The 23,940-nt window shown below is 41.6% G+C and carries 20 protein-coding genes and 1 tRNA gene; 5 read left to right on the forward strand and 16 right to left on the reverse strand.

From position 1 onward, the window contains the following. Position 1 precedes the first annotated feature (1 nt). The 5 genes from hybO to QS795_RS14215 form a co-directional block, all read right to left on the reverse strand. Positions 2 to 1,120, reverse strand: a complete 1,119-nt coding sequence (gene hybO, locus QS795_RS14195; RefSeq protein ID WP_036956217.1) for a hydrogenase 2 small subunit — start codon at positions 1,118 to 1,120, stop codon at positions 2 to 4. A 612-nt stretch (positions 1,121 to 1,732) separates the two neighbouring features. Continuing rightward, on the reverse strand, positions 1,733 to 4,021 hold the full coding sequence (hypF, locus tag QS795_RS14200) for a carbamoyltransferase HypF (RefSeq protein ID WP_286270513.1): 2,289 nt from the start codon (positions 4,019 to 4,021) through the stop codon (positions 1,733 to 1,735). Positions 4,022 to 4,157: 136 nt separating this feature from the next. Next, positions 4,158 to 5,012: an MrpH family fimbial adhesin gene (locus QS795_RS14205; RefSeq protein WP_286270511.1), complete on the reverse strand. Its 855-nt coding sequence runs from the start codon at positions 5,010 to 5,012 to the stop codon at positions 4,158 to 4,160. A gap of 19 nt (positions 5,013 to 5,031) precedes the next feature. Continuing rightward, complete coding sequence (locus QS795_RS14210; protein ID WP_154603411.1) at positions 5,032 to 5,544, reverse strand: fimbrial protein; 513 nt, start codon at positions 5,542 to 5,544, stop codon at positions 5,032 to 5,034. After that, a complete protein-coding gene (locus tag QS795_RS14215; protein WP_318626552.1) occupies positions 5,541 to 6,044 on the reverse strand; it encodes a fimbrial protein in 504 nt (167 codons plus the stop codon). The genes QS795_RS14210 and QS795_RS14215 overlap by 4 nt, the downstream gene beginning before the upstream one ends. 247 nt (positions 6,045 to 6,291) lie before the next feature. Here QS795_RS14215 and QS795_RS14220 point away from each other — a divergent pair. Next, positions 6,292 to 7,460, forward strand: a protein-coding gene (locus QS795_RS14220; RefSeq protein ID WP_166685554.1) for an IS3 family transposase whose coding sequence is annotated in 2 segments (ribosomal slippage) — positions 6,292 to 6,541 and positions 6,541 to 7,460 — 1,170 coding nt in all. Because the reading frame shifts where the segments join, the coding sequence is not laid out codon by codon here. Positions 7,461 to 7,463: 3 nt separating this feature from the next. Here QS795_RS14220 and QS795_RS14225 read toward each other — a convergent pair. From QS795_RS14225 to QS795_RS14240, 4 genes are all read right to left on the reverse strand, one after another. Next, complete coding sequence (locus QS795_RS14225; RefSeq protein WP_286272862.1) at positions 7,464 to 7,790, reverse strand: fimbrial protein; 327 nt, start codon at positions 7,788 to 7,790, stop codon at positions 7,464 to 7,466. A gap of 34 nt (positions 7,791 to 7,824) precedes the next feature. Further along, a complete protein-coding gene (locus tag QS795_RS14230) occupies positions 7,825 to 8,565 on the reverse strand; it encodes a fimbria/pilus periplasmic chaperone (RefSeq protein ID WP_154603414.1) in 741 nt (246 codons plus the stop codon). A gap of 26 nt (positions 8,566 to 8,591) precedes the next feature. Continuing rightward, entirely contained in the window at positions 8,592 to 11,063 is a 2,472-nt protein-coding gene (locus QS795_RS14235; RefSeq protein ID WP_154603415.1) for a fimbria/pilus outer membrane usher protein, read from the reverse strand. Positions 11,064 to 11,218: 155 nt separating this feature from the next. Next, positions 11,219 to 11,734: a fimbrial protein gene (locus QS795_RS14240; RefSeq protein ID WP_318627188.1), complete on the reverse strand. Its 516-nt coding sequence runs from the start codon at positions 11,732 to 11,734 to the stop codon at positions 11,219 to 11,221. A gap of 98 nt (positions 11,735 to 11,832) precedes the next feature. On the opposite strand from QS795_RS14240, the gene QS795_RS14245 reads away from it, so the two are divergent. Next, entirely contained in the window at positions 11,833 to 13,041 is a 1,209-nt protein-coding gene (locus QS795_RS14245) for an IS4-like element ISVsa5 family transposase (RefSeq protein ID WP_001339197.1), read from the forward strand. 876 nt (positions 13,042 to 13,917) lie between these two features. Here the strand turns inward: QS795_RS14245 and yiaA are convergent. Beyond that, the gene (gene yiaA / locus QS795_RS14250; RefSeq protein WP_154603416.1) at positions 13,918 to 14,406 is read right to left on the reverse strand and encodes an inner membrane protein YiaA; all 489 of its coding nucleotides are present in this window, start codon (positions 14,404 to 14,406) and stop codon (positions 13,918 to 13,920) included. A 322-nt stretch (positions 14,407 to 14,728) separates the two neighbouring features. Here yiaA and QS795_RS14255 point away from each other — a divergent pair, with 322 nt between their 5' ends. Then, the gene (locus QS795_RS14255) at positions 14,729 to 15,277 is read left to right on the forward strand and encodes an RBBP9/YdeN family alpha/beta hydrolase (protein ID WP_286269868.1); all 549 of its coding nucleotides are present in this window, start codon (positions 14,729 to 14,731) and stop codon (positions 15,275 to 15,277) included. Between the two features lie 93 nt (positions 15,278 to 15,370). On the opposite strand, the gene QS795_RS14260 is transcribed toward QS795_RS14255, so the two are convergent. Continuing rightward, a tRNA-Ile gene (locus QS795_RS14260) sits at positions 15,371 to 15,447 on the reverse strand. 355 nt (positions 15,448 to 15,802) lie between these two features. On the opposite strand from QS795_RS14260, the gene QS795_RS14265 reads away from it, so the two are divergent. Then, entirely contained in the window at positions 15,803 to 16,876 is a 1,074-nt protein-coding gene (locus QS795_RS14265; RefSeq protein WP_154603418.1) for an NAD(P)H-dependent amine dehydrogenase family protein, read from the forward strand. Between the two features lie 59 nt (positions 16,877 to 16,935). Here QS795_RS14265 and QS795_RS14270 read toward each other — a convergent pair whose 3' ends face one another. Beyond that, positions 16,936 to 17,532 carry a GNAT family N-acetyltransferase gene (locus QS795_RS14270; protein WP_286269867.1) on the reverse strand — a complete coding sequence of 199 codons (597 nt, stop codon included), beginning with the start codon at positions 17,530 to 17,532 and terminating at the stop codon, positions 16,936 to 16,938. Between the two features lie 256 nt (positions 17,533 to 17,788). On the opposite strand from QS795_RS14270, the gene QS795_RS14275 reads away from it, so the two are divergent. Next, on the forward strand, positions 17,789 to 19,810 hold the full coding sequence (locus QS795_RS14275) for an NADPH-dependent 2,4-dienoyl-CoA reductase (protein WP_286269865.1): 2,022 nt from the start codon (positions 17,789 to 17,791) through the stop codon (positions 19,808 to 19,810). A 175-nt stretch (positions 19,811 to 19,985) separates the two neighbouring features. On the opposite strand, the gene sstT is transcribed toward QS795_RS14275, so the two are convergent. The 4 genes from sstT to QS795_RS14295 form a co-directional block, all read right to left on the reverse strand. Then, a complete protein-coding gene (gene sstT, locus QS795_RS14280) occupies positions 19,986 to 21,242 on the reverse strand; it encodes a serine/threonine transporter SstT (RefSeq protein WP_154603421.1) in 1,257 nt (418 codons plus the stop codon). 280 nt (positions 21,243 to 21,522) lie between these two features. Beyond that, positions 21,523 to 21,909: a hypothetical protein gene (locus tag QS795_RS14285; RefSeq protein WP_286269861.1), complete on the reverse strand. Its 387-nt coding sequence runs from the start codon at positions 21,907 to 21,909 to the stop codon at positions 21,523 to 21,525. Between the two features lie 14 nt (positions 21,910 to 21,923). Further along, the gene (locus QS795_RS14290) at positions 21,924 to 22,283 is read right to left on the reverse strand and encodes a hypothetical protein (RefSeq protein WP_318626553.1); all 360 of its coding nucleotides are present in this window, start codon (positions 22,281 to 22,283) and stop codon (positions 21,924 to 21,926) included. 96 nt (positions 22,284 to 22,379) lie between these two features. Next, entirely contained in the window at positions 22,380 to 23,351 is a 972-nt protein-coding gene (locus QS795_RS14295) for a TerC family protein (protein WP_286269858.1), read from the reverse strand. Between the last annotated feature and the right edge of the window lie 589 nt (positions 23,352 to 23,940).

Consider the following 23,940-nt stretch of genomic DNA (forward strand, 5'->3'; position numbering starts at 1 on the left):
GTTATTCTCCCCGTGAGTTGGTATCATTTTGACGCTTTTGACGCCCTAACTCACGTACAGCCATCACACTGACACCCGCCACCAGACCGACTACACCACCGATTAAGCCCACGGCAGTTGCAGAAACTTGTCCACCTTCTTTGTTATTCAAATCCGGTTTTTCGGAACGTGGTGTTTGGTTTTCCACATTCGCTAATTGGTGGATACCTTTGTGGAAGCCCACATTTTCTTCGTTACAGCCGTAGCATGGATGCCCGATAGCCACTGGCCACACGCCGCCAACGTCGCAAAATTGCAAGGTTGAACAGTTGCCGTAAGTTTCTGGCCCTTTACAGCCTAAATGGTATAAACACCAACCTTCACGATGACCAGCATCACCGAACTCTTTTGCGAAGCGCCCCGCATCAAAGTGTGGACGGCGTTCACAGTGTTCATGAATTAATCGACCGTACGCGAACATTGGACGATTTTTGCTATCCAATGCTGGTGGACGGTTATAGGTGATCAGGTGAGCAACTGTTGCTAAGAAGTTATGTGGGTTTGGCGGGCAACCCGGAATGTTGATAACGGTTTTATCTTTGATAACTTCATTTAAGCCAACCGCGCCGGTAGGGTTATCCCCAGCGGCCGCAACCCCGCCCCAAGAAGCGCAAGATCCGATAGCAATAATCGCAGCCGCACCTTCAGCAGCCATACGGATATGCTCAACGATAGGTTTTCCGGCCACCATGCAGTAGATGCCATCATCTTTCAGTGGAATCGAACCATCGACCACTAAAACATATTTACCTTTATATTTTTCAATAGCATTGTGCTTGTTCTCTTCAACCTGCTCACCAAAAGCCGCAGAGAGAACTTCGTGATATTCGAGAGAAATGGTATCGAGAATTAAATTTTCGAGGGTTGGGTGAGTCGCACACAGCAACGATTCTGTGCATCCTGTACACTCTTGAGCACCAATCCAAATGACGGGTGGACGTTCTGGATCACTCACCGCATCAGCCATTTGAGCGGCGGCTTTTCCACTTAACCCCATTGTCGCAGCAAGCGCTGTACACAACTTCATAAAGTCACGGCGATTAATGCCATGGGGAGAAAGAATAGAGTTATCTCCTGCCATTTCTATTTCCTATTATGAGTGGCTTAGAGCCTATTTATTAGGCTATTTTTCTTTACGATTTTGCATTCAAAAAATAAATAAAATCCGCCACATATTAGAAATATGCATAGGAATTTAGGTATTGTTTGTATTCAAAGTCGCTTTACCAATTACACCTAATAAGCTGAGGCCTTATTAGAATTACCTGATGTGTAAATATAAATGAGATCCTAGTCCTACCGCTTTTTAATCACTTGATCTTCATCAAGAGCCAATAAGAAATTTGGTCTTTTTTAAATTTATGATAGAAAAATCGATTCAGCGATGAGTTAAAAGATTATTTAACTTTTCATGCCGTTTTCAATTTGTTTAAAAAAATGGGAGTTGAAATGTTAAAAAAAGATAACAAAACGTTGTTATATCATGACGTTAAAATAAAAATCACTAGTAAGGTCTTATAGACAGGTATAATTAATCGAATTTCGAGTAACGCCTTATTTCAATAATATCCAATTTAGTAAAAACAAATAAGAATTAATATCAATTATATTAAATACGAATGAATATCAAAAATAAATAAAGCTAAATTTATTCATTAATATATATCTAATGAAAACAAATAAAGTCTGACTATTATTCTTGGTTATTTTTCTTCAATATTGCGGCAGCGATCGCAACTTGCCCCAATGCAAGTCCACCATCCCCCATCGGTAATTGACGAGCATGCAATACCTCAAGAGGCTGCAATTTCTCTATTAGCAAATGACGCAATAATTGGTTGTGCAGAACACCACCAGATAACACCACTTGTTGAATGCCATACCGCTTCGCTTGTTGTAGCGCTAAATCTGCAAATCCTTGCGCCAAGGCTTGATGAAAAGCATGGGCTCGTTCGGCTCTCGGTGCATTATAAGCCAGCCATTCATGCCAGAAAGTGGTTAGATCCAATTGATTACCCACCACTGGCATTGTGACAGGATGCTGCTGAACTGAGCTTTGCAATGCTAACGCTTCTAACTGACAAGCGCCCTCACCTTCCCAACTGGTTTGCGCAGGGCAGATCCCTAACGCAGCTGCGACAGCATCAAATAATCGTCCGGCCGACGAAGCGGTTGGGCAGTTCAGCTTTTTAGCAATCGCTTTTTGTAATAGTGGGTAAGCAAAAGGAGCGAGCGCCGAAGCAATGGGCTTCGCTTGCCAATCAGGCACAAATTTTTCTAGATGAGCCAATAAATTACGCCATGGTTGGCGAGATGCTAAATCCCCACCCGGCATAGCAACAGGCGGTAATCCACCAAGGTGTTGATTAGAGGCATAATCGACAAGTAAGCACTCACCGCCCCACAGCCGGTTATCATCACCGAAACCGAGACCATCCAGTGCCAAACCAATCACTTTTTCATTACCTAACGGGATACCATGTTCTGCCATCACCGCCGCAATATGGGCATGATGATGCTGAATGTGGATCATCGGGATATTCAGCTGCTCACTTAACGAATTACCGTAACGGTGGCTCACATAATTGGGATGCATATCCCCGACTAAATATTCAGGCTTAAATCGATAAATCGACTCAAACAGCGCAATAGATTGCTGATATTGTTGGTAAATATCGATATCGTCTAAATCACCTAAATGCTGGCTCATTACCGCACTTTTATCTCTAAGCAAACAAAAGGTATTTTTTAAATCCGCACCTAGCGCCAAAATAGACGGTGAGTTTTCAAAGCCCGCCGGAAGGTCAATGGCATCTGGCACATAACCTCGGGCTCGGCGTAACATTTCCGCTTTTCCGGCATGGTAACGCACTAAAGAGTCATCCGCCCGTTGAACAATATCGCGATTATGCATCAGCCAAATATCTGCGATATTCGCTAAATCCATGAAAGCCGCTTGCTCCGCGAGTACCGGAGGTTTGCCCGATGCATTCCCAGAAGTCATCACTAATGGCTTGTTCACCTGCGCCATCAGCAAATGCTGCAGTGGGTTGGAAGGCAGCATCATCCCGACTTCTCGTAGATGTGGAGCTATATTTTCACTTAAGACACTATTTTCCCATGCCTGAATAAGCACAATCGGTGCGGCCGCACTTTCAAGTAACGCACGTAGACTTTCTGTGACCTCGACGCCTTGGTCTTTTAGCCAGTCTAGGGATGGGATCATTACCGCCAGAGGTTTGCTGGGACGGTGTTTGCGTTGACGTAATTGTTCAACTGCATGGAAATTAGTGGCATCACAAGCAAGATGAAAACCGCCAAGACCTTTAATGGCAGCAATTTTGCCATTCAATAAATCATTTGCCGTTTGTTCTAAGGCTTGATGGTGAACCGCCAGAACCTTGCCATTCTTGTCACACAGCTGGATTTCAGGACCACAGGTTGCACAAGCATTTGGCTGTGCATGAAAACGTCTGTCTGCTGGGTTTTCATATTCTTGCTGACATTCCGGGCATAAAGGAAATGCCGCCATTGAGGTATTGGGTCGGTCATAGGGCATTTGACGAATAATCGTAAAACGGGGGCCGCAATGGGTGCAGTTTGCAAACGGATAATGATAGCGACGATTCGCAGGGTCAAAAAGTTCGTCGCGGCAGGATTTGCAAGTTGCAGCATCGGGGATAACTTGAGTATCCATGCGTCCTGCGCCACTGTGGCGAATCGTGAATTTTTCGGGTAACTCATCCCATTGAAAAGGCAGGGATTGAATAGACTCAATATGTGCAAGCGGTGGGCAATGTTGGTATAAAAGTTGGGTAAATAAAGGAATATCCGCAGTCTCTAGTAGGCGAACCAGTACACCTTCACCATCATTACAGACGTCGCCGTTCAAGGCGCATTGATGGGCGAGTTGCCAAACATAAGGTCGGAATCCAACCCCTTGAACCTTTCCTTTGATACGTAACTGTATGCCGTTTTTCACTCGAATGCCCTCTGGTGACTAAGGTTCTATTCTCGCGCTTCTACGTATAAATAACCTGAGTTCAGATCAAAAAATGGCAGAGTTTTAGTCTCGATATATTGACCAAAACCCTGCCATTGTCTTTTATGCTTGAATACTAAGGGAGCTCAACCGATAACAGGAAAATACCTGAATACTCATCCGGAGCGAGATCTTTAGTTTTTCTTAATGTGCTGGAAACATCAAAAGTTTGTTTCACAAACGAATCTACCGAAAGTACGGTTGATGGTGCGCCATTGACTTTAATTTCAGACTCTAGCCCATCAGCCATAAAAATGAAGTTATCATTATCTAATCCTGCGACAGCAGAAATTTTAACATCCGTTGGATTTGTGCAGCTGATCGTAAAGTTTTCTCTCACAGTATGACCATTCATCGAGCTATTGGATAATGTGCCGTGGTCGATATAGTCTGGACCTTCAATATCACAGTTAGTAATAGCAGGGTCTAACGGTGAACAGAGAATTATTGGGTTATCTGCGGTTTGCTCACGCTGCATTTTTTGTCGATACAAAATACCTAGATTGAAGCAATATCCAACTCCAGGCCTTCTCGGATAAAACTGCCAACGTCCCGGAATTTGCCTATTTAAAACGTTATCTTTTTCTAATGCTCTAGCCACTTCACTGAACGTAACGGGGCTTTCGTCCCACGAACTTCGCTCTCTTAATCTCACGGAGTGAGTATCAAAGTTAACAATGTGTGAGTTACCCGCACCATACCCACCATCTGCATAGGTTCCCCAAGATCCTAACTCTATATCACAAGGACAACTGCCTGTCGTTTGCACAGCCATTGGGCGATTATCGTGTTGTAAGTCCCCGCGTAAAATATATCGTGTGTCCATCCATGCGCCATAGTCAGTAACAAGCTCACCTTGCGCTGCAAATTCAGCCCGCGCAAATTGAAAAGACGATATCGCTAACAAACAGATAAGAATAAGTTTTTTCATAATATCCTTAACAACCGAGTTATTCGTAATAGATATTAAAAGTGGTGGTGGCGCTAAAATCCCCGAGTTTAATGCTTTTATTTTTGATTGCGTCTTCTTCCCCCAAAATGGAAGCTTTAAGCGGGATCACGCTAGGGAATTTATTACCGTTCATTCCAACAATAGGGTATTGGCTATTAATATCCACATTGCCATTATCGCTACTCAATACGATGGCATAGCCCAAATCACCGGGGTCACCATCAATTCGCAACGAACCTTTAATTTTCGGGTTACTACTCCCCGTAAACGACATCGAAAATGAAAAATCAGGCAAAAACTCACACTCAGATAGTGTAATCTCAAAGACTTCGGAGATATCTCTTTGACGATAAAGGTCTTTATCATTGACCTCATGAAATGGCACCACAAGCTCCTCGCCACCATTGACTATACAAGGAATGGCGTGTCTCAATACTCCAGAAAAATTCACCTCATCCGCGAACGCATTCCCAGAGAAATAAAGTAATAGAGTAAAGAAGATTATCTTCATGGATAAGCAACCGTTAATGTCGCACTGGCAGTAAACTCCCCCGGCTCGACAGAGGCTGAACTTGAGCTACTTTTCACTAATGCCGCCTTCAAATCAGGTGTTCTATAGTCAGATTCATAGGTGTATACAAACGTATCGTTCACTCTTAATGTTTTTGAATCATGATAAATTTGCAGTGCAATGTCTCTTTGCTCATTAATTACTAATAAATCATTATCAAAGTAAGATTTTTTGCCTTCAAAACTAAAAACCACATCCGTTCCTGAAGAGATGTTGTCACATTCCCATTCAAAATCGATATCTTCTATATATTTTGTACCATCTTTGGTCGGCACTAACGAAACCACCAAGTCATCACCAAAATCCACCTCAATCGGGCGATTATTATTGATGACACATGGCGTTCCCTCTATCAAATTTCCTCTAAAGCTCACTTTGACAGCCAGTGCCGTACTTGTGTATGCCAGAAATAAAACGAATGATAATAAGAGCTTTTTCATAAGATAATACCTTAATGATATCCTACAGTTAGTGTTGCAGCAGTAGAAAACTCACCTCCAACAGGTCTTATCCCATTAGCCAGTGCCAGTTTTGCGGTTAAAGAGGGTAAGGACTGAATATTATCAATCTCATATCGAGAACCAATATTCATCGGTTGATCACCAATATATAACTTGTAGTGGTTTAATAAATTTGGCCACCTGAACAGAGGTGATATGCTCACCTCAGAACAACACAGGTGCCTTAATGAAAAAACGAAATTTCAGTGCAGAATTCAGACGTGAATCAGCCCAGCTGGTTGTGGATCAGAACTATACAGTTGCAGATGCCGCGAAAGCCATGAATGTCGGGCTTTCCACCTTGACGCGGTGGGTAAAGCAATTACGGGACGAACGGGCAGGCAAAACACCGAAAGCATCCCCTATCACGCCGGAACAAATTGAGATACGTGAGCTGAAGAAAAAAATTCAACGTATTGAAATGGAAAACGAAATATTAAAAAAGGCTACCGCGCTCTTGATGTCAGACTCCCTGAACAGGTCTCGGTGATCGGGAAACTCAGAGCGCATTATCCTGTGGCCACTCTTTGCTGCGTGTTCGGAGTTCACCGCAGCAGCTATAGATACCGGGAAAACCGGCCTGACAATCCGGACGGCAGGAGAGCCGTATTACGTAGTCAGGTTCAGGAGCTGCACGGCCTCAGTCATGGCTCAGCAGGTGCAAGAAGTATCGCTGTAATGGCAACACACAGGGGCTTCCGGATGGGACGATGGCTTGCCGGACGGCTAATGAAGGAGATGGGGCTGGTGAGCTGTCAGCAGCCTGTTCACCGGTATAAACGTGGCGGTCATGAACACATTGCTATCCCGAACCACCTTGAGCGACAGTTCGCAGTGACAGAGCCCAATCAGGTATGGTGCGGCGACGTAACGTATATCTGGACCGGTAAACGCTGGGCATACCTGGCCGTTGTACTCGACCTGTTCGCAAGGAAACCCGTGGGCTGGGCAATGTCATTTTCTCCGGACAGCAAACTGACAACCAAAGCGCTGAAAATGGCATGGGAAATACGAAATAAGCCATCCGGGCTCATGTTCCACAGTGATCAGGGTAGCCACTATACAAGCAGGCAGTTCCGACAGTTACTGTGGCGATACCGGATAAAACAAAGTATGAGTAGGCGTGGTAACTGCTGGGATAACAGCCCGATGGAGCGCTTCTTCAGAAGTCTGAAAAATGAGTGGGTGCCGGTGACCGGCTACATCAGCTTCAGTGAAGCAGCCCATGCAATAACGGATTATATCGTCGGGTATTACAGCGAAGTCAGGCCGCATGAATATAACGGTGGATTACCACCAAACGAATCAGAAAACCAATACCGGAAAAACTCTAAAACCGTGGCCAATTTTAGTTGACCACTACAACTTGATATTCAAACCTGGTGTATCCGCGACTTTCAAACTGTTTAAATCTTCGCCCTTATCCCCTTCAAAAGCGAGGTACAGCTCATCAAATCGCGAATCACAACTTAAACTATAAGGAATTGCTTCTGTGTATTTACCTGACTCAATTTGCCCAATAACGATGTCATCGCCAAAATCTACATAGATATCTTCGTTATCATTCAACACACATCCGCCAGACAAAACATTCACTCTGACCGTCACAAACTTCCCATCCGCAAATGCAGTCACAGATAAAAAAAACAGTAAACTAAGACAAAACAGGTTCTTAAATTTAAACATTCGATTTATCCATTTCTCTCATTTGCTTATGGAATTAGTTAGCCGCTTGCGCGTGACACTCTGTTGCAGAACAGACAAACGGAACATCAACCTGACCGCCGTAGTCATTGATATAGTTAATCACTGGCGATGAACCTAATTGATCTGCAGTAATTGACAGTTTTTGCTCAGCAAATGGAGCAACGTCTACAGCAACAAAGCTTTTTGCTTTCTCTGCGTTAGCACTTTTTCTAATGTTGTTTAATACCACGTAGTAAGCCGTTGGGTTTTTGGCATAAATAGCGCCATCTTTTTTGACTAACACTAATTTATTCTGCCACGGTGCATTTTTCATTTGAGTGGAATCAACCGCTAAAGAAGCTGGACGATAGAACAACTTAACGCGTGTTTGTAATGCAATTTGCAGTACGTTAGATTTTTTACTTGTCGGTGGAATTTCTCTTAAATTAAAGAAAAATAAACTTTCTCTATCTTGAGGTAATTTCACTATGTCTGGTAAAGCTTCAATACGTAATTGGCTTGTTTGTCCTGCATTAATTCTTTGGATTGGTGGCAAAATCGTAAAATAAGAGGTTAGCTTTTCGCCTTTCTCATCTTGAAACCAACCCTGAGCCAAATAAGGCAGTTGGTTATTTTTATTGCTTACCGTTAATGAAACAGAATTGCTATCGCCATTATAAATAATACGCGTTCTGTCCATTGAAATTGCAGAATAAGCATTCGCAGTCACGAAGCAGCTAAGTAATAATACGGATAATTTTTTCATCATAAACATTAGCCTTCTTTTAAGATTATTATTAATTAATTACATGGTAAGAGCAGTTTGTCGTAAATATTATGCTCTTCGATATTTTGTGGGAATGTAATCGTACATTCAGAACCTTGCCATGATACTGTCATTGTCTCACCCGGCTTTATTCCACCGATGTAAGCTTCACCTTGGTCACCCACAATACCTGTTGTCTTGCCTGCATTATTTTTAATATCCGCAGCAAATGGTGGGTAACTTCCATCTTGTAATCTCAACGTCACCATCATTTTGATCCCAGAAATAACATCAAAACTACGATAACCTATTGCACCTTCAGTGAGTGTGGTTTGTGTTACGGAATCCGCAATCTCAACATTCTTAGGTAATTTATTAATATCAACAACAACGTCTGTCTTATAGTAGCTATTAATATCAGGAACAACGACTTTTCCAGAACCACTTGAGCGTAAATGTGTACCATTATATTTTACTGGAACATCTTTAACGCCATTTGTATCAACAAAAACTCGTGTTCCCCCTGTTGATGTGACTGGGTGCATGCCTATTCCGTACCCCGTCAATGTCATGCCGCCTTGAACATTCGCAGATAATGACATTGAGTTATTACTTATATAGTTATAGCTGGTATTAAAGTCATTCATATTACCTTTATGGCTATAATAACTACTAAATATTCCGCTATGTCGATTATTACCGACAGAAAGTGAAAGGTTATCTTTATTTTCAAGACGCTCATTCATTGTCACTTTATTCGTATTATCATTCTTACCGTTATACGTTGAATAATTGACATAAGTTCCTGATGCTAATGGAACTGAAAGGCTGACATAAACTCCATTATCTTGATAACCCTGCATTTTGCTATTAAACATATTGATAGACAGACCGATATTATGAAACTTGCTAGTATCAAAATACTTCGAGAACGTCATGTTATAGCGATAACTATTTGGGCGGTTCCAATAGGTTTGGTGCGTGTAATTTAAATTTACGGATGAACGCCAATCAGTAAAGTTTTTACTTAGTGATGCAGAATAAGAGCCTTTATTGTGTCCTGCATACATAATATCTTTTTGGTCATTATAAGTGAGGAAATCACTCATCGTCATAAATTCACGATCCATAAAACGGTAAGCGGATAATTGAATTTGACTATTACTTCCTTCGAAACTTTTATAATAATCGACTTTAAATGCTTTGCCTTTTAAGGTCGGCCCATCTGTCAGTGCGGCGATTGAATGATTGAATGAGAACGAAATTGCACCAAATCGAAATAAATCACGTCCAACACCAGCAGCAAAAGAGTTAAATCGACTACTATTTAGCGCACCACCAAAAACTGACCAACCATTGCTAATACCCCATGAAACCTCGCTTTGTGTGAAAGCATCCCCCATGACATGACGATCCATATCTGTTGGTCTACCCGCACTCACTTTATAGCGCACAGAACCTGGACGAGATAAAAAAGGAATATTTCCAGCTTCAACTTCAAACTCCGAAACACGCCCGTCGCTCTCTTCAACTCTGACTTGTAAAGTCCCTGAAATACCGCTATTTAAATTTTGAATTCTAAATGGACCCGCAGGAACTAAACTTTCGTAAATAACGCGTCCATCTTGGCTAATTTTGACTACCGCGTTCGTTTCTGCAAAACCCGTTACCTCTGGTGCATATGAACGTAAGCTTGGTGGCAACATATTGTCGTCAGAACGTAATGAAACCCCAATAAACTTGAAACTATCAAACAAATCTGTTTGCAGAAAATCCTCACCGAGGGTTAATTTCGATTTTAAGCTGCGAATAGCTCGATAAGCATAAATATTGGTCCATTTAATCTCATGAGCATCATCAACTCGACTATTCTGCGCATGGTTATATGAACCTTGCCAAAAACCTCGTAAACGCCAGCTATCGAAGTTAGCGCCGACGGCCCCTAATCCTGAAAGGAAAAAAGTATTGTTCGATTTGTTATCACCTAAACTACGGTTATATTGTGAGGTCAGATTATAGTCAAAAATAATACCTTTAATGCCATCTTCCCAACGAGATGCTGATTCCCAGTCGTTGGCGGAATATTCCTGATAGCTTTTCGGAATATTAATAATTAATGTTCCGGTCGATAAATTAGGTGTTACTGACATTCCTTCTAGGCTAGCAATATCTAAACACTCTAAACCATCAATGGTATTCCACTGTAATACACTTTCAGCTTCCGAATTTAAGTCAAATTTCTCGACAATTTCATCCGTTAAACACGCTTGCGATTTTTCTTCATAACTCACAACGGTTATTTTCTGCTCAGGTATATATGCGTTATTTATACTTAGTTTAAAGGGGTAAATGCCAGGAACAATATAAAGATCTTGTGAAAAAACTGCCAAATTAATATTTTCTCTATCTTCTGCGTTCAATATATTAATATTGAAGTCCACTGCCTCTTCAGAGAGAGCAATTAATGGATTCAGCAGTAATAAAGATACCGTGATGAGTTTTTTCATGAATTTATTTTTTATTAACATTTAAAAACACAGAACACATAATTTTATTATTAACTTTTTTCATTACGATGTCCTTAAATTTTAATAAATTTTCTAAGCTGAAGTAATGATTGCTCTCATTACTTCAGCTTACCGTTAATAACTAATGCATTAAATTAGTTATACGACAATACGAAATCAGTTACCGCTTGGAATTCACCCGCAACGATATCAACTGGAGCTTCTGGTTTACCTTGGCTACCTAAACCTTTCACGTATGCAGCAAATTGCAGGGTGTTAGTTGTGCCTTGCAGTTTGTGCTCAGATTTAGTGACTTCATTTAATACGATTGGGTCATTATTGCTATCTACGATCTGGATACCCGCACCTGCAGCAGTACCTGTAATAGCTAATAGTGATTTAGGGTCATTTGTAGCGGCCGCACCTGAAAATGTAATATTCACGGAATCACCTGTTTCTACAGTACAGTCAATTAATTTAATATCGAACATAACTGGTGAAGATTGACCGTCTGAAGTACCACCATTTTTTAATACCACATCAGCGATTTGGCCTAAATCTACAGTTTGGTCAATAGAAGATGGGTCAATAGAACAAGGTGCAGTGATGATGCTACCAGTGAAAGTGACTTTACCATTACCGTGGTTAACTGGCGCTGCGTTCTGATGAATCCCCTAATGATTTTGGTAAAAATCATTAAGTTAAGGTGGATACACATCTTGTCATATGATCAAATGGTTTCGCGAAAAATCAATAATCAGACAACAAGATGTGCGAACTCGATATTTTACACGACTCTCTTTACCAATTCTGCCCCGAATTACACTTAAAACGACTCAACAGCTTAACGTTGGCTTGCCACGCATTACTTGACTGTAAAACTCTCACTCTTACCGAACTTGGCCGTAACCTGCCAACCAAAGCGAGAACAAAACATAACATCAAACGAATCGACCGATTGTTAGGTAATCGTCACCTCCACAAAGAGCGACTCGCTGTATACCGTTGGCATGCTAGCTTTATCTGTTCGGGCAATACGATGCCCATTGTACTTGTTGACTGGTCTGATATTCGTGAGCAAAAACGACTTATGGTATTGCGAGCTTCAGTCGCACTACACGGTCGTTCTGTTACTCTTTATGAGAAAGCGTTCCCGCTTTCAGAGCAATGTTCAAAGAAAGCTCATGACCAATTTCTAGCCGACCTTGCGAGCATTCTACCGAGTAACACCACACCGCTCATTGTCAGTGATGCTGGCTTTAAAGTGCCATGGTATAAATCCGTTGAGAAGCTGGGTTGGTACTGGTTAAGTCGAGTAAGAGGAAAAGTACAATATGCAGACCTAGGAGCGGAAAACTGGAAACCTATCAGCAACTTACATGATATGTCATCTAGTCACTCAAAGACTTTAGGCTATAAGAGGCTGACTAAAAGCAATCCAATCTCATGCCAAATTCTATTGTATAAATCTCGCTCTAAAGGCCGAAAAAATCAGCGCTCGACACGGACTCATTGTCACCACCCGTCACCTAAAATCTACTCAGCGTCGGCAAAGGAGCCATGGGTTCTAGCAACTAACTTACCTGTTGAAATTCGAACACCCAAACAACTTGTTAATATCTATTCGAAGCGAATGCAGATTGAAGAAACCTTCCGAGACTTGAAAAGTCCTGCCTACGGACTAGGCCTACGCCATAGCCGAACGAGCAGCTCAGAGCGTTTTGATATCATGCTGCTAATCGCCCTGATGCTTCAACTAACATGTTGGCTTGCGGGCGTTCATGCTCAGAAACAAGGTTGGGACAAGCACTTCCAGGCTAACACAGTCAGAAATCGAAACGTACTCTCAACAGTTCGCTTAGGCATGGAAGTTTTGCGGCATTCTGGCTACACAATAACAAGGGAAGACTTACTCGTGGCTGCAACCCTACTAGCTCAAAATTTATTCACACATGGTTACGCTTTGGGGAAATTATGAGGGGATCTCTCAGCGCTGCGTTCGCACCAAAACCAATTAATGTCGTTGCTGCGATAGCCATAAGAGTTTTATTTAATTTCATTAGATGAATCCTCGATTAAGTCGTAATTTAAAGAAAAAAGATAATAAGAAGTTCTGTAATTAATTATTAATTACAATAGAAGCTTAAATTTCAGATACGAAATATAGATAAATATACTTAGGTAAAACCACGATATATTTATGAATACGGTAATTAAATCTTTTTGCCTTTTGAGCTTTGGTTCACACAAATACTATAATTACACTTAAAAGCTGTAAAGTCGCCATCACCTATCGAAAACAAGAGGTTCAATAGGCAGTTATTTTTTGACACATTTACTCATATTACGATTATTTTGATATGTTAAAAATCAATTAGTTACAAATAATGTGTCATTAATTCATACTTAACAACATTTCTTTCACATATATCGGACATTACTTTTTTGCAATTCGTTACATCTTTGACGTGTATTATTATCAGCAATTATCCAATTACCACAATTTAGCGTAATAGTTTTTTGCATTTTTAATCCAAATTTATATGTATCAAAAAGAAAATGGTTAATTCTAATTTATCTCCATCCGCTATTTTTTCTAATAAATAAGAACTCAGTCTCATTTATTAGACATAATGAGAATTATTCAATGTGGATAAAATATATTCTGGTCTAATCAGTGATTCATTAAGGTACTATTTCACACTCAAATATGATGACCATAGTGATTATTTCAGTGATGGATTGACTGGTATATAAGAATAGCTAGGTAGGAAATTAGAATGGCAAATGCTCTTTAGGTAAAAAGAAACACAAAGGCTCAAATGCATTCATTGAGCCTTTGCTAAAACAGTGGTTAGCCTTTCATGCTAGGTTCACTATCTTCATTGATGGCAGGTTGTTTCACTTCAAACTTCTTCGGTTGCTCGGCTGGCTTAGTGGTTTGTAGGTCGCGAATATTCTTTTGCACCGCGATAGAACCAAACATACATAAAAAGAAAGCAATGCCGTAAAAACCTTTTTCACTTGGTAATAGTTCCGCGTTGTACAGCCCCACAGCCATTAAGGCGATAGATGCAAAGAACGCCACCATACAAGCAATGTAATACGCTTGGGTCGTTGGGATATTATCCATTTTATCTCGCACTGTTTTCTGGACTGAAATTGAAGAAAACAGCCCCAGTAATAAAATTGCAAAGTAATACCCTTTTTCATTTAACTGCATCTCAGAGCGCCATAGCCCAATAAGATACACTGCAATCCCACCAATCACCGCAATCCAAGAAATCAGATGAAATGCATTAAAGCCCGAAAATTCATTATCTAGTGAAGTATTATCCTTCATATGAGTAACCTTTCCATAAGTTAAATTGGAACTCATCCTACCTTAGATAATTTGACTTTAATAGTCATTACAAGGTGACAATCATAGTGTGTAGTTAAAATAGGATTAACTGCAATACATTGATTTTATTTTTAATTATTCATTACAAACTCATAAACAACGCATTAAATGCGTTAAAAGCAAAACCATCAGAAGCTATTTCGTATTATTCCGAATGGCTTACTTAAATAACATTTTGATTTAACGCTAGCCGATAAATTGCTAGCTAACTTTAGTTCACACCGATTAAGATTGAATTCTCCCAGACAACCTGAGAAGCAAGATGACTACCACTTTTATAATTGTTCCTGGCTATACCAATTCCGGTTCTCAACATTGGCAATCCTATATAGAAAGAAAATACCATAATACTGTGCGCGTCATTCAGGATGACTGGAACGCCCCTAACCATAAATGGATAGAGCGCCTAAACGAGGTGGTTCAAAATACAGAGGGTGAATTGGTGCTGATTGGACACAGTTGCGGAGCTGTTTGTGTGGCGCAATGGGCGAGCCAATTTCCCAACCATCGAGTAAAAGCGATGATCCTCGCTACCCCTGCGGATGTTGATTCCCCTTCTGCCCTACTCGATATTCAACAGCAGCGACCGCTACCCAGCAAAAAGCTTCCAAGCCCTTCTTTGCTTATTTATACCGATAATGATCCACATCTTGGCACCGAAAAAGCCCATCAGCTTGCCGAGATATGGGGCAGCCAACTTATGTTGGTTAAAGGCGGTGAGCATTTAAATACTGATGCAGGATATGGCGAATGGCATGAAGGCGAGCGGTTGATTGAAGAGTTTGTGGGGAGAGGGTTTGTGGGCAGATAGGGTTTGTGGGCAAATAGTTTTTACCCGTGCTTCAGACACAAAAAAGCCACTTCTTTCGAAGTGGCTTTTTGCGCTGATTTAACAGCTAAAATTTGGTGGCCCCTACTGGACTTGAACCAGTGACCAAGCGATTATGAGTCGCCTGCTCTAACCAACTGAGCTAAGGGGCCAAAGTGGTGCCGATTATACGTGCTGTTTTGGTGAAGGTCTAGTATTTCAAAACTATATGGTGAATTTGTATCCAAGCCATAGCATCAGCCTATAATTCAATGGCATGGCATCATCAAAAGCCATCATTCCCATCTTAATTATCGGATTTTAATCTAGGATTCCATTCTTTATTAGAACGCCATTTATGAACAAACCTGCGTTAACGACTACCCTATAGTAAATAATCGGGCGTAAAGATTGAGTTTTCCCATTCTAATTTATTAAGCATTCTTTGTTCAATTGATTGATATAAAACAATAATTTTATACTTCATATAGAACATGATGATATTAGACAAACAGTTATAGGACGATAATGATGAAAAAAGTACGTGCAGTTCAATATGGTTGTGGAAAGATGGGCAAATTTCTCATCCGTTACCTACAAGAACACGGTGCTGAAGTTGTGGCGGCTTTTGATATCAACCCGGCCGTGATTGGCAAAGACATTGGTGAAATCGCAGGCACGGCGCTAACTGGTGTGAAAATCCAGCCTCTGAATGAAGCCGATAAAGCCCTAGAAACCTTAAAACCCGACGTGGGAATTATTGCTACCCTCAGCACCATGGCAGACTTAGAAGATGCATTCTCCCTCTTCGCTCGACATGGCGTGAATGCAATCTCAACGGGTGAAGAAGCTCTTTATCCGTGGAACTCTTCCCCTGAAATCACTGAAAAACTCGATGCTTTAGCGAAAGCGAATAACTGCACTTTAGCAGGCAGCGGATACCCAGATATGTTCTGGGGCGTGCTTATCGATACCTTGGCGGGTTCTATGCACAAACTGGTCAAAATCAAAGGCTCTAGCTGCTATAACGTGGAAGATTACGGTATCGCACTGGCGAAAGGTCACGGTGCAGGCTTAACCGTCGATGAATTTAATCAGCAAATTGGTAACTATAACGACCTGCCATATGCGGTTATCGCTGAGAAAATTGAGAGCGGGGAATATGCGCCACCATATATGTGGACACAAAATGGTTGGCTGTGCAGCCGTTTAGGTCTGACTATTACCAATCAAACTCAGCGCTGCGTACCGCAAATTGCCAAAGAAGATATCTATTCAGACACCTTAAAAATGACGGTGAAAAAAGGCGATGTATTAGGATTGTCTGCGGTGGTAATCACTGAAACAGCGGAAGGCGTCACCTTAGAAACGGAATGTATCGGTAAAATTTTAACGGCGGATGAGTGTGACAAAAACAGTTGGCAGCTAATTGGTGAGCCAGATACGGCGATTGAAGTGAATAATCCTGCAACCGTGGAATTAACCTGCGCAAACTTGGTTAACCGTATCCCAGCGCTGATCAACAGCCCTGCGGGCTACACCACCACGGAAAAAATGCCAAATAACGTGTATATGACCAAACCAATGCACGAATATTTATAATTAAATGATTTAATCAAACATTAATCATATAGCCCACATCTCGTGGGCTATTTTTTGACTTAGCGAGGCTTTGTCATCTGCCATTCTAAGTGGCGACGCACTGCCGGCCACTCATTATTTAAGATGCTATAAACGCAGGTATCTCGTAGCTCACCCGTACGAGTTAGCATATGGTTACGTAAAATCCCATCGAGTTTTGCCCCTAAACGCTCAATCGCTTTACGGCTTTGATGATTTAAAAAGTGCGTTCTTAGCTCCACGGCAACACATTCTAATTCTTCAAACGCATGTTTTAACAACAAGTATTTAGCTTCTGTGTTGATTGGTGTGCGCTGGGCTTCAGTGCCATACCATGTCGCCCCGATTTCTACACGGCGAACCCCTTGATCGATGCGCATATACGAAGTCATACCAACGGCTTTGCCTGTCGGCTTGTCAATAATCGCGAATGGCACCATCTCTTTTTGCTCAAAACGCGCAAGGCGCATGTCGACATCTTTCGCGACATTTTCCGGTTCAGGTACCGAGGTATACCACAGGTGATGCAACTTATCTCGTTCAATAATCTCAGCATAAACAGCATCATGGTGATGGGTTAATGGTTCTAATCGAACATGGTTGCCTTCTAAGGTGACAGCTTGGCAAATCTCTTTCATCGGCGTATTTCCTGAATAACTCGGTTGTGTGGAGTGAAAACCATCAAATTATGATGTAAATAACCATTCTTCTTTGTTGTAACCATTTTTTATGACAGAAAAATAAAACAAAAGAAATAGTCCTGTAAGTTTAATTATTCCTCGTAAAACATATGATAAAAATCACAATTTTTTAACATTATTCTTAATTCAATTGTCCATTAGGCTACAGTTAACTCATCTGACCTGTTATTAATAGTCCCAAATGGGAGCCAATATGAGCAATTTTCCACATCTTTTTACCCCACTTGATTTGGGGCATACCGTTCTTAAAAACCGTATTTTGATGGGTTCAATGCACACCGGCTTAGAAGAGCATCCTCAAGGAAGCCAGCGCCTTGCCCACTTTTACCGACTTCGTGCAGAGAATGGGGTCAGCCTGATTATTACCGGCGGGATAGCCCCGAACCCTGAAGGGGCTTTAGCATCTCATGGCGCTATATTGAATCATCAAGACCAATTGCCATTTCATCAGCAAATCACCGATGCGGTGCATCAGGCGGATGGCAAAATTGCGTTGCAGATCTTGCACGCAGGTCGTTATGCCCTGCACCCAGCGTTGGTGGCGCCTAGCCCGATTAAATCAGAAATTACTCCATTTCCCCCTCGCGAATTAACTGCCGATGACGTCCAGAGAACCATCGATGACTTCGTGAACACCGCTAAACTTGCCCAGCAAGCGGGCTACGATGGGGTCGAAGTGATGGGATCGGAAGGTTATTTAATCAATCAATTTATTACATCCCGCACCAATCATCGAACTGATGAATGGGGTGGAAGCTACCAAAATCGTATCCGTTTTCCGCTAGAAATCGTTAAACGCATTCGCCAAACGGTTGGGAAAAATTTCATTATTATCTATCGTTTATCCATGCTTGATCTTGTCGAAGGGGGATCAACGTGGGATGAAATCGAGCTATTGGCTAAAGAGATTGAAAGTGCGGGAGCCACCATGATCAATACGGGGATCGGCTGGCATGAAGCCCGTGTACCGACCATTGCGACGTTGGTTCCCCGCAAAGCCTTCAGTTGGGTGACGGAAAAATTAATGGGTAAGGTGAATATTCCGCTAATTACCACCAACCGCATCAATGACCCGTTTGTGGCGGAGCAAATCATTGCTAGCGGTCAAGCTGATATGGTGTCCATGGCGCGCCCTTTCCTTGCCGATGAAGCGTTTGTGTTGAAAGCCCAAGATGGTCGCTTTGATGAAATAAACACCTGTATTGGCTGCAATCAAGCCTGCCTTGACCAGATTTTTAATGGCAAACTGGCTGGCTGCTTGGTCAATCCACAAGCAGTACGCGAGATGGACTATCCCAATGAATTAGCAGATAAACCTAAAAAAGTGGCGATTGTCGGCGCGGGTCCAGCGGGACTTTCTTGTGCAATCTATGCCGCCAAACGAGGCCATCAAGTCACGCTATTTGAACGCAGTAACCAAATTGGTGGGCAATTTAATCTCGCTAAACAGATCCCTGGCAAGGAAGAGTTTTATGAAACTTTGCGTTATTTTTCTCGCCAACTGCAACTGCTCAATGTGGATGTTCGACTAGAGCAGCTTGCACAAGCCAACGATTTAACGCAATTTGATGAAGTCATTATCGCCACGGGCGTTATCCCCCGCGCTATCAACCTAGCTGGCGCTGATCATCGCAAAGTGATGTCCTATATTGAGGCTTTAAAACAACCCGATAATGTCGGTAAAAACGTAGCTATTATTGGTGCCGGAGGGATTGGGTTTGATGTTGCGGAACTTCTGACCCAACAAGGGATCAGCAGCAGTTTAGATGATAATAAATTTAACCATGAATGGAATATTGATACCGCCATCACCACTCGAGGCGGGCTTTTCCCGACGAAAAAACAGTTAGAACCAACACCTCGCCACCTCTATTTATTGCAGCGTAAAAACAGCAAAGTCGGTGCTGGGCTTGGAAAAACGACGGGATGGGTACATCGCTTGTCATTAATGAAGCGCGGCGTCCAAATGTTTAATGGTGTCGAATATATGAATGTGGATGATGATGGGCTGCATATTCGCTATCAAGATGAAAATATCTGCCTTGCCGTTGATAATGTCATCCTTTGTGCTGGGCAAGAACCTTATCGCCCATTGAAAGAGCAATTAGAAGAAATTGGCATTCACCCTCATGTGATTGGAGGGGCAGATGTGGCTGCCGAGTTAGATGCCCGCCGTGCCATTGAACAAGGCATGAAAGTGGCTTATCAGTTGTAAGTTTTACTGCTCCATAAAAAAACCCGCTAATTCAGCGGGTTTAAGTTAATGACAAAGAGGGATAAAAGCGTGGTTTTTCCCTCTTTGTGTTATCAGGCGAAAATCAATAAATTGATTTTCCTTGTTAGTTTTACAACCCAAAAGAGCCATTTCCAAACCTGATGGGTTTGTCAGCTTAGTCTTGAGTTTGAGATAACTCAGCATCCGCTTGAGCCAGTTTATCGTCTTCCGATAAACATACCGCCGCAGTGAAAAGCACGTCCGTTGAAGAGTTCAGTGCAGTTTCCGCAGAGTCTTGCAGTACGCCAATCATCACGCCCACTGCAACCACTTGCATCGCTACTTCGTTCGAAATACCGAACATATTACATGCCAGTGGGATCAGTAATAATGAACCACCTGCCACGCCAGATGCGCCACACGCACAAACCGCCGCAACTACGCTCAATAACAGTGCAGTAGGGATATCCACAGGAATACCCAGAGTATGTACCGCTGCCAGCGTTAATACGGTGATGGTTACCGCAGCACCGCCCATGTTAATGGTTGCACCTAGCGGGATAGAAACAGAATAGGTGTCTTCGTGCAGATTCATACGGCGACACATCCCCATGTTCACCGGAATGTTAGCTGCGGAGCTACGAGTAAAGAAGGCTGTGACACCGCTTTCACGTAAGCAAGCGAACACTAGTGGGTATGGGTTACGTTTAATTTTCCAGTAAACAATCAGTGGGTTAACCACTAATGCTACGATGATCATACAGCCCAGTAATACCGCCAATACGTGGAAATAGCCTTTTAAGGTTTCAAAACCGGTTGTTGCAATTGTTGAAGACACTAAACCGAAAATACCTAATGGCGCTAAACGAATAACCACACGAACCAGCTGAGTCACGCTTAACGAAAAATCGTGGATCATGGTTTTGGTGGTTTCATTGGCATGACGCAATGCAATGCCTAAACCAATCGCCCATGCCAAGATACCGATATAGTTCCCTTTGATCAGTGCATCGACTGGGTTAGCGAAAATATTAATCAGTAAGCCTTTAAGCACTTCGGCAATATTACCCGGAGGCGTCAGTTGAGTATCGCCGACAGCTAAAATCAAGCTGGATGGGAACATAAATGAGCCAATCACCGCCACAACAGCCGCGAAGAATGTCCCTAAAATATACAGTACTAAAATTGGGCGAATACTGGTTTTTTGCCCTTGGCGATGGTTAGCAATGGACGCCATAACCAACACCCAAACAAGTATTGGGGCAACGGCTTTTAACGCACTAACGAACAGGTCACCCAGTAAGCCTACGTTTTTTGCTGCCGACGGCCATAACCATGCCAATAAGATACCTGCAATCAAGCCTGCTAGGATTTGTTTGACCAAACTACCTTGACTAATTACTCGCCATAACCCTGCTTTATTTGTATCCATAATAGACCTTTATAATTTATCTTTTTTAGGAATTAAATGTGTTTGCCGAGCCAGTATAAGGAATATTAATCTCCTGAAAAGGCTATTATTCAAAATATACACAATGATTGATTACGGTTAACATTAATTTTACATATCTGTGATCGCAATAGCGTTTTGTTTCTTATAGGAAACAGAGGACATAGAAAATGAGTGAGGGTTTTCAGATAGTTAAAATAAAAAAACACCTCAGATAAATCCAAGGTGTTTTTTTAATTGTATTGATTACTGCGAGTAAGATTTAACGATTGATTAAATAGTCACCAAAATAATCTGCTATTTTTGCCTCGTCTACTTTTAAATTTCCTTTCCAACCGGCCCAAGGCATTTCCATATCAGAACGCCCTTTCGTATTGTTAAGTTGGTTTTCTGCGCTAGTTATATCACCAAAATCGTGCCAACTATCAAGAGACAAAGAGATAAAAGTATTCGGAATAACGCCAATCAATGCGAGTGAATGCAATATCCCGCGTAATGTGTATTTATCACCTTTAATTAATTTTGCCTCAGATAAACGCTTTTCAAATTTTCCAGGAGTTTCATCTTCAGGTGCATTACGTAATAAATCTAATAGTTGATTAAAGACTTTTTTGTCTTCATCGGTAGGCTTTACAGCATCAACATTCAATAAATGTCGTAAATTCAAATACGCATAGCTTGGATTTCCGGTATAAGAATTTCCGTAATATAAGCAGTATTGAAAGTAGCTATCATTAATACAAATATGTTTGTTATAGCTGCTACAGATCCAGCAACAAAAGCATCCAAACAACGCTGGCGGGTTAATGCGCTTTCATGCTTTAAGCTGTGGAGTTTATTCATAATATCTTGATGGTCTGCAAAACATTCAATCTGATTAGCTTGCCATCGAGTATCGTTTAAAAGTGTACGTTCTTTGTCAGATAACAAATCTAATGAGTAAGTGGAAACAGCTCGTTCTCCATCATATTGGCTATTTTCGTATTTATAGAGTTTTCGTAAGACCCGCATGACTTGTTGCACAGAACCTCCTCATCTTTACGCCTATAAATCATTAGATATAAAAAAACTCCCAAAGTCATGATGAACTTATGGGAGTTTTTCTAATTAGGAAAAAGATTATTCGTTAATCAATTTTTTTGCTTCGTTGCGCTTATTCACGATGGTGTTAATCACCAGTGTCAGAGCTAAAATCGCAGCAACGGTACCTAACGAAACCGCGGTAGGAATATGGAAAATATCCATCAGCAACATCTTCACGCCGATAAAGCTTAAAATGATAGCTAAACCGTACTTAAGCATTGAGAATTTCTCAGCAACACCCGCTAATAAGAAGTACATTGCACGTAAGCCTAAAATTGCAAACAGGTTAGACGTTAATACGATAAACGGGTCAGTGGTCACAGCAAAGATAGCGGGAATACTGTCTACCGCAAAGATAACATCGCTGATTTCCACTAAGATCAGAACCAAAATTAATGGGGTAGCAAACAGCAATCCATTCTTTTTAATAAAGAACTTTTCGCCGTGTAACTCATCGGTCATCCGTAAATGTGAACGCACCCATTTAACTAATGGCTTTTCATTTATCGGTGAATCATCTTCTTTAGCAAACGCCATTTTGATCCCCGTAAACAGTAAGAACGCACCGAAAATATAGAGGATCCAGCTAAATTGCGTGACTAACCAGCTACCTGCAAAAATCATAATCGTACGCAGGACGATAGCCCCAAGCACCCCGTAAACAAGTACGCGACGCTGTAAGTTTGCTGGAATAGCGAAGTAACCAAATAGCATTAACCAAACAAACACGTTATCCACGGCAAGGGCTTTTTCTAACAGATAACCGGTTAAGAACGCCATAGTTTGCGTGTTCGCGACTTCAGGTCCAACGGTATCATTAAAGTACCACCACAGACCGCCCGCAAAAATCAGCGATAGAGTCACCCACAAGATGCTCCAGCCCGCAGCTTGCTTCATCGACATCGCCTGACCTTTATGTTTTCCTTGCCAAAACATATCGATGAGTAACATCACAAGGATCATGACAGCAAAGCTGCCCCATAAAATGGGATTTCCAACAGAGTTCATTTTGATTCCTTTAAAAAACAAAAAACGGCTGATATCCAGAAGACATCAGCCGCTTAAACTGTTTTCACCCTAAGTTATCACTATACGGTTGTAAACGATGAGCAAACCTCGCCTTCTGGCAAGGTCTCACTTACAACACAGATAACCTAAGATAAGGAAATTGTGGTGCTCGGTTACCGGGTACAATTGTGTGCACCGTAATGACGATAATCCGACAGAAGAAGTTACTCCCCTTTGCTATGCGCACACAATAAGGTAATTAATCTTAAAAAGCAATGATTAGCTACCAATATGTTCATGCTATTTTTCGTTACCTAAACGTAAATAAACTGGTAAATAGTCAGATTAAATCCTCTTATTCAGCGCCATTCCCATTTTTTGTTATTTTAGAAAGGCAGTGGTTAAGAACCTAAAATGTAAAAATCAGCCGCAATTTAAATGAATTCTCAAAATAAGCTTAAAATTTACTGTTTAGTTATTTTCTGTTTTGTTAAAGTGATCGGGTTTTACACTAACAGCCCGAAGAAACAGCCGCTTTCTTCCGGCATTTACTTAATCCATTTCTGCCCAACAACATGTTTGTTGCTGT

This window comes from Providencia zhijiangensis (assembly GCF_030315915.2).
GTDB classification, from domain to species: Bacteria; Pseudomonadota; Gammaproteobacteria; order Enterobacterales; family Enterobacteriaceae; genus Providencia; species Providencia zhijiangensis.

What these genes read in the sequence shown, in the direction of transcription:
- hybO (WP_036956217.1), bottom strand. Translation starts at nt 1,120, where the DNA reads ATGGCAGGAGATAACTCTATTCTTTCTCCCCATGGCATTAATCGCCGT.
- QS795_RS14205 (WP_286270511.1), bottom strand. Translation starts at nt 5,012, where the DNA reads ATGAAAAAACTTATTCTTATCTGTTTGTTAGCGATATCGTCTTTTCAA.
- QS795_RS14210 (WP_154603411.1), bottom strand. Translation starts at nt 5,544, where the DNA reads ATGAAGATAATCTTCTTTACTCTATTACTTTATTTCTCTGGGAATGCG.
- QS795_RS14215 (WP_318626552.1), bottom strand. Translation starts at nt 6,044, where the DNA reads ATGAAAAAGCTCTTATTATCATTCGTTTTATTTCTGGCATACACAAGT.
- QS795_RS14225 (WP_286272862.1), bottom strand. Translation starts at nt 7,790, where the DNA reads ATGTTTAAATTTAAGAACCTGTTTTGTCTTAGTTTACTGTTTTTTTTA.
- QS795_RS14230 (WP_154603414.1), bottom strand. Translation starts at nt 8,565, where the DNA reads ATGTTTATGATGAAAAAATTATCCGTATTATTACTTAGCTGCTTCGTG.
- QS795_RS14235 (WP_154603415.1), bottom strand. Translation starts at nt 11,063, where the DNA reads ATGAAAAAACTCATCACGGTATCTTTATTACTGCTGAATCCATTAATT.
- QS795_RS14245 (WP_001339197.1), top strand. Translation starts at nt 11,833, where the DNA reads ATGTGCGAACTCGATATTTTACACGACTCTCTTTACCAATTCTGCCCC.
- yiaA (WP_154603416.1), bottom strand. Translation starts at nt 14,406, where the DNA reads ATGAAGGATAATACTTCACTAGATAATGAATTTTCGGGCTTTAATGCA.
- QS795_RS14255 (WP_286269868.1), top strand. Translation starts at nt 14,729, where the DNA reads ATGACTACCACTTTTATAATTGTTCCTGGCTATACCAATTCCGGTTCT.
- QS795_RS14265 (WP_154603418.1), top strand. Translation starts at nt 15,803, where the DNA reads ATGATGAAAAAAGTACGTGCAGTTCAATATGGTTGTGGAAAGATGGGC.
- QS795_RS14270 (WP_286269867.1), bottom strand. Translation starts at nt 17,532, where the DNA reads ATGAAAGAGATTTGCCAAGCTGTCACCTTAGAAGGCAACCATGTTCGA.
- QS795_RS14275 (WP_286269865.1), top strand. Translation starts at nt 17,789, where the DNA reads ATGAGCAATTTTCCACATCTTTTTACCCCACTTGATTTGGGGCATACC.
- sstT (WP_154603421.1), bottom strand. Translation starts at nt 21,242, where the DNA reads ATGGATACAAATAAAGCAGGGTTATGGCGAGTAATTAGTCAAGGTAGT.
- QS795_RS14295 (WP_286269858.1), bottom strand. Translation starts at nt 23,351, where the DNA reads ATGAACTCTGTTGGAAATCCCATTTTATGGGGCAGCTTTGCTGTCATG.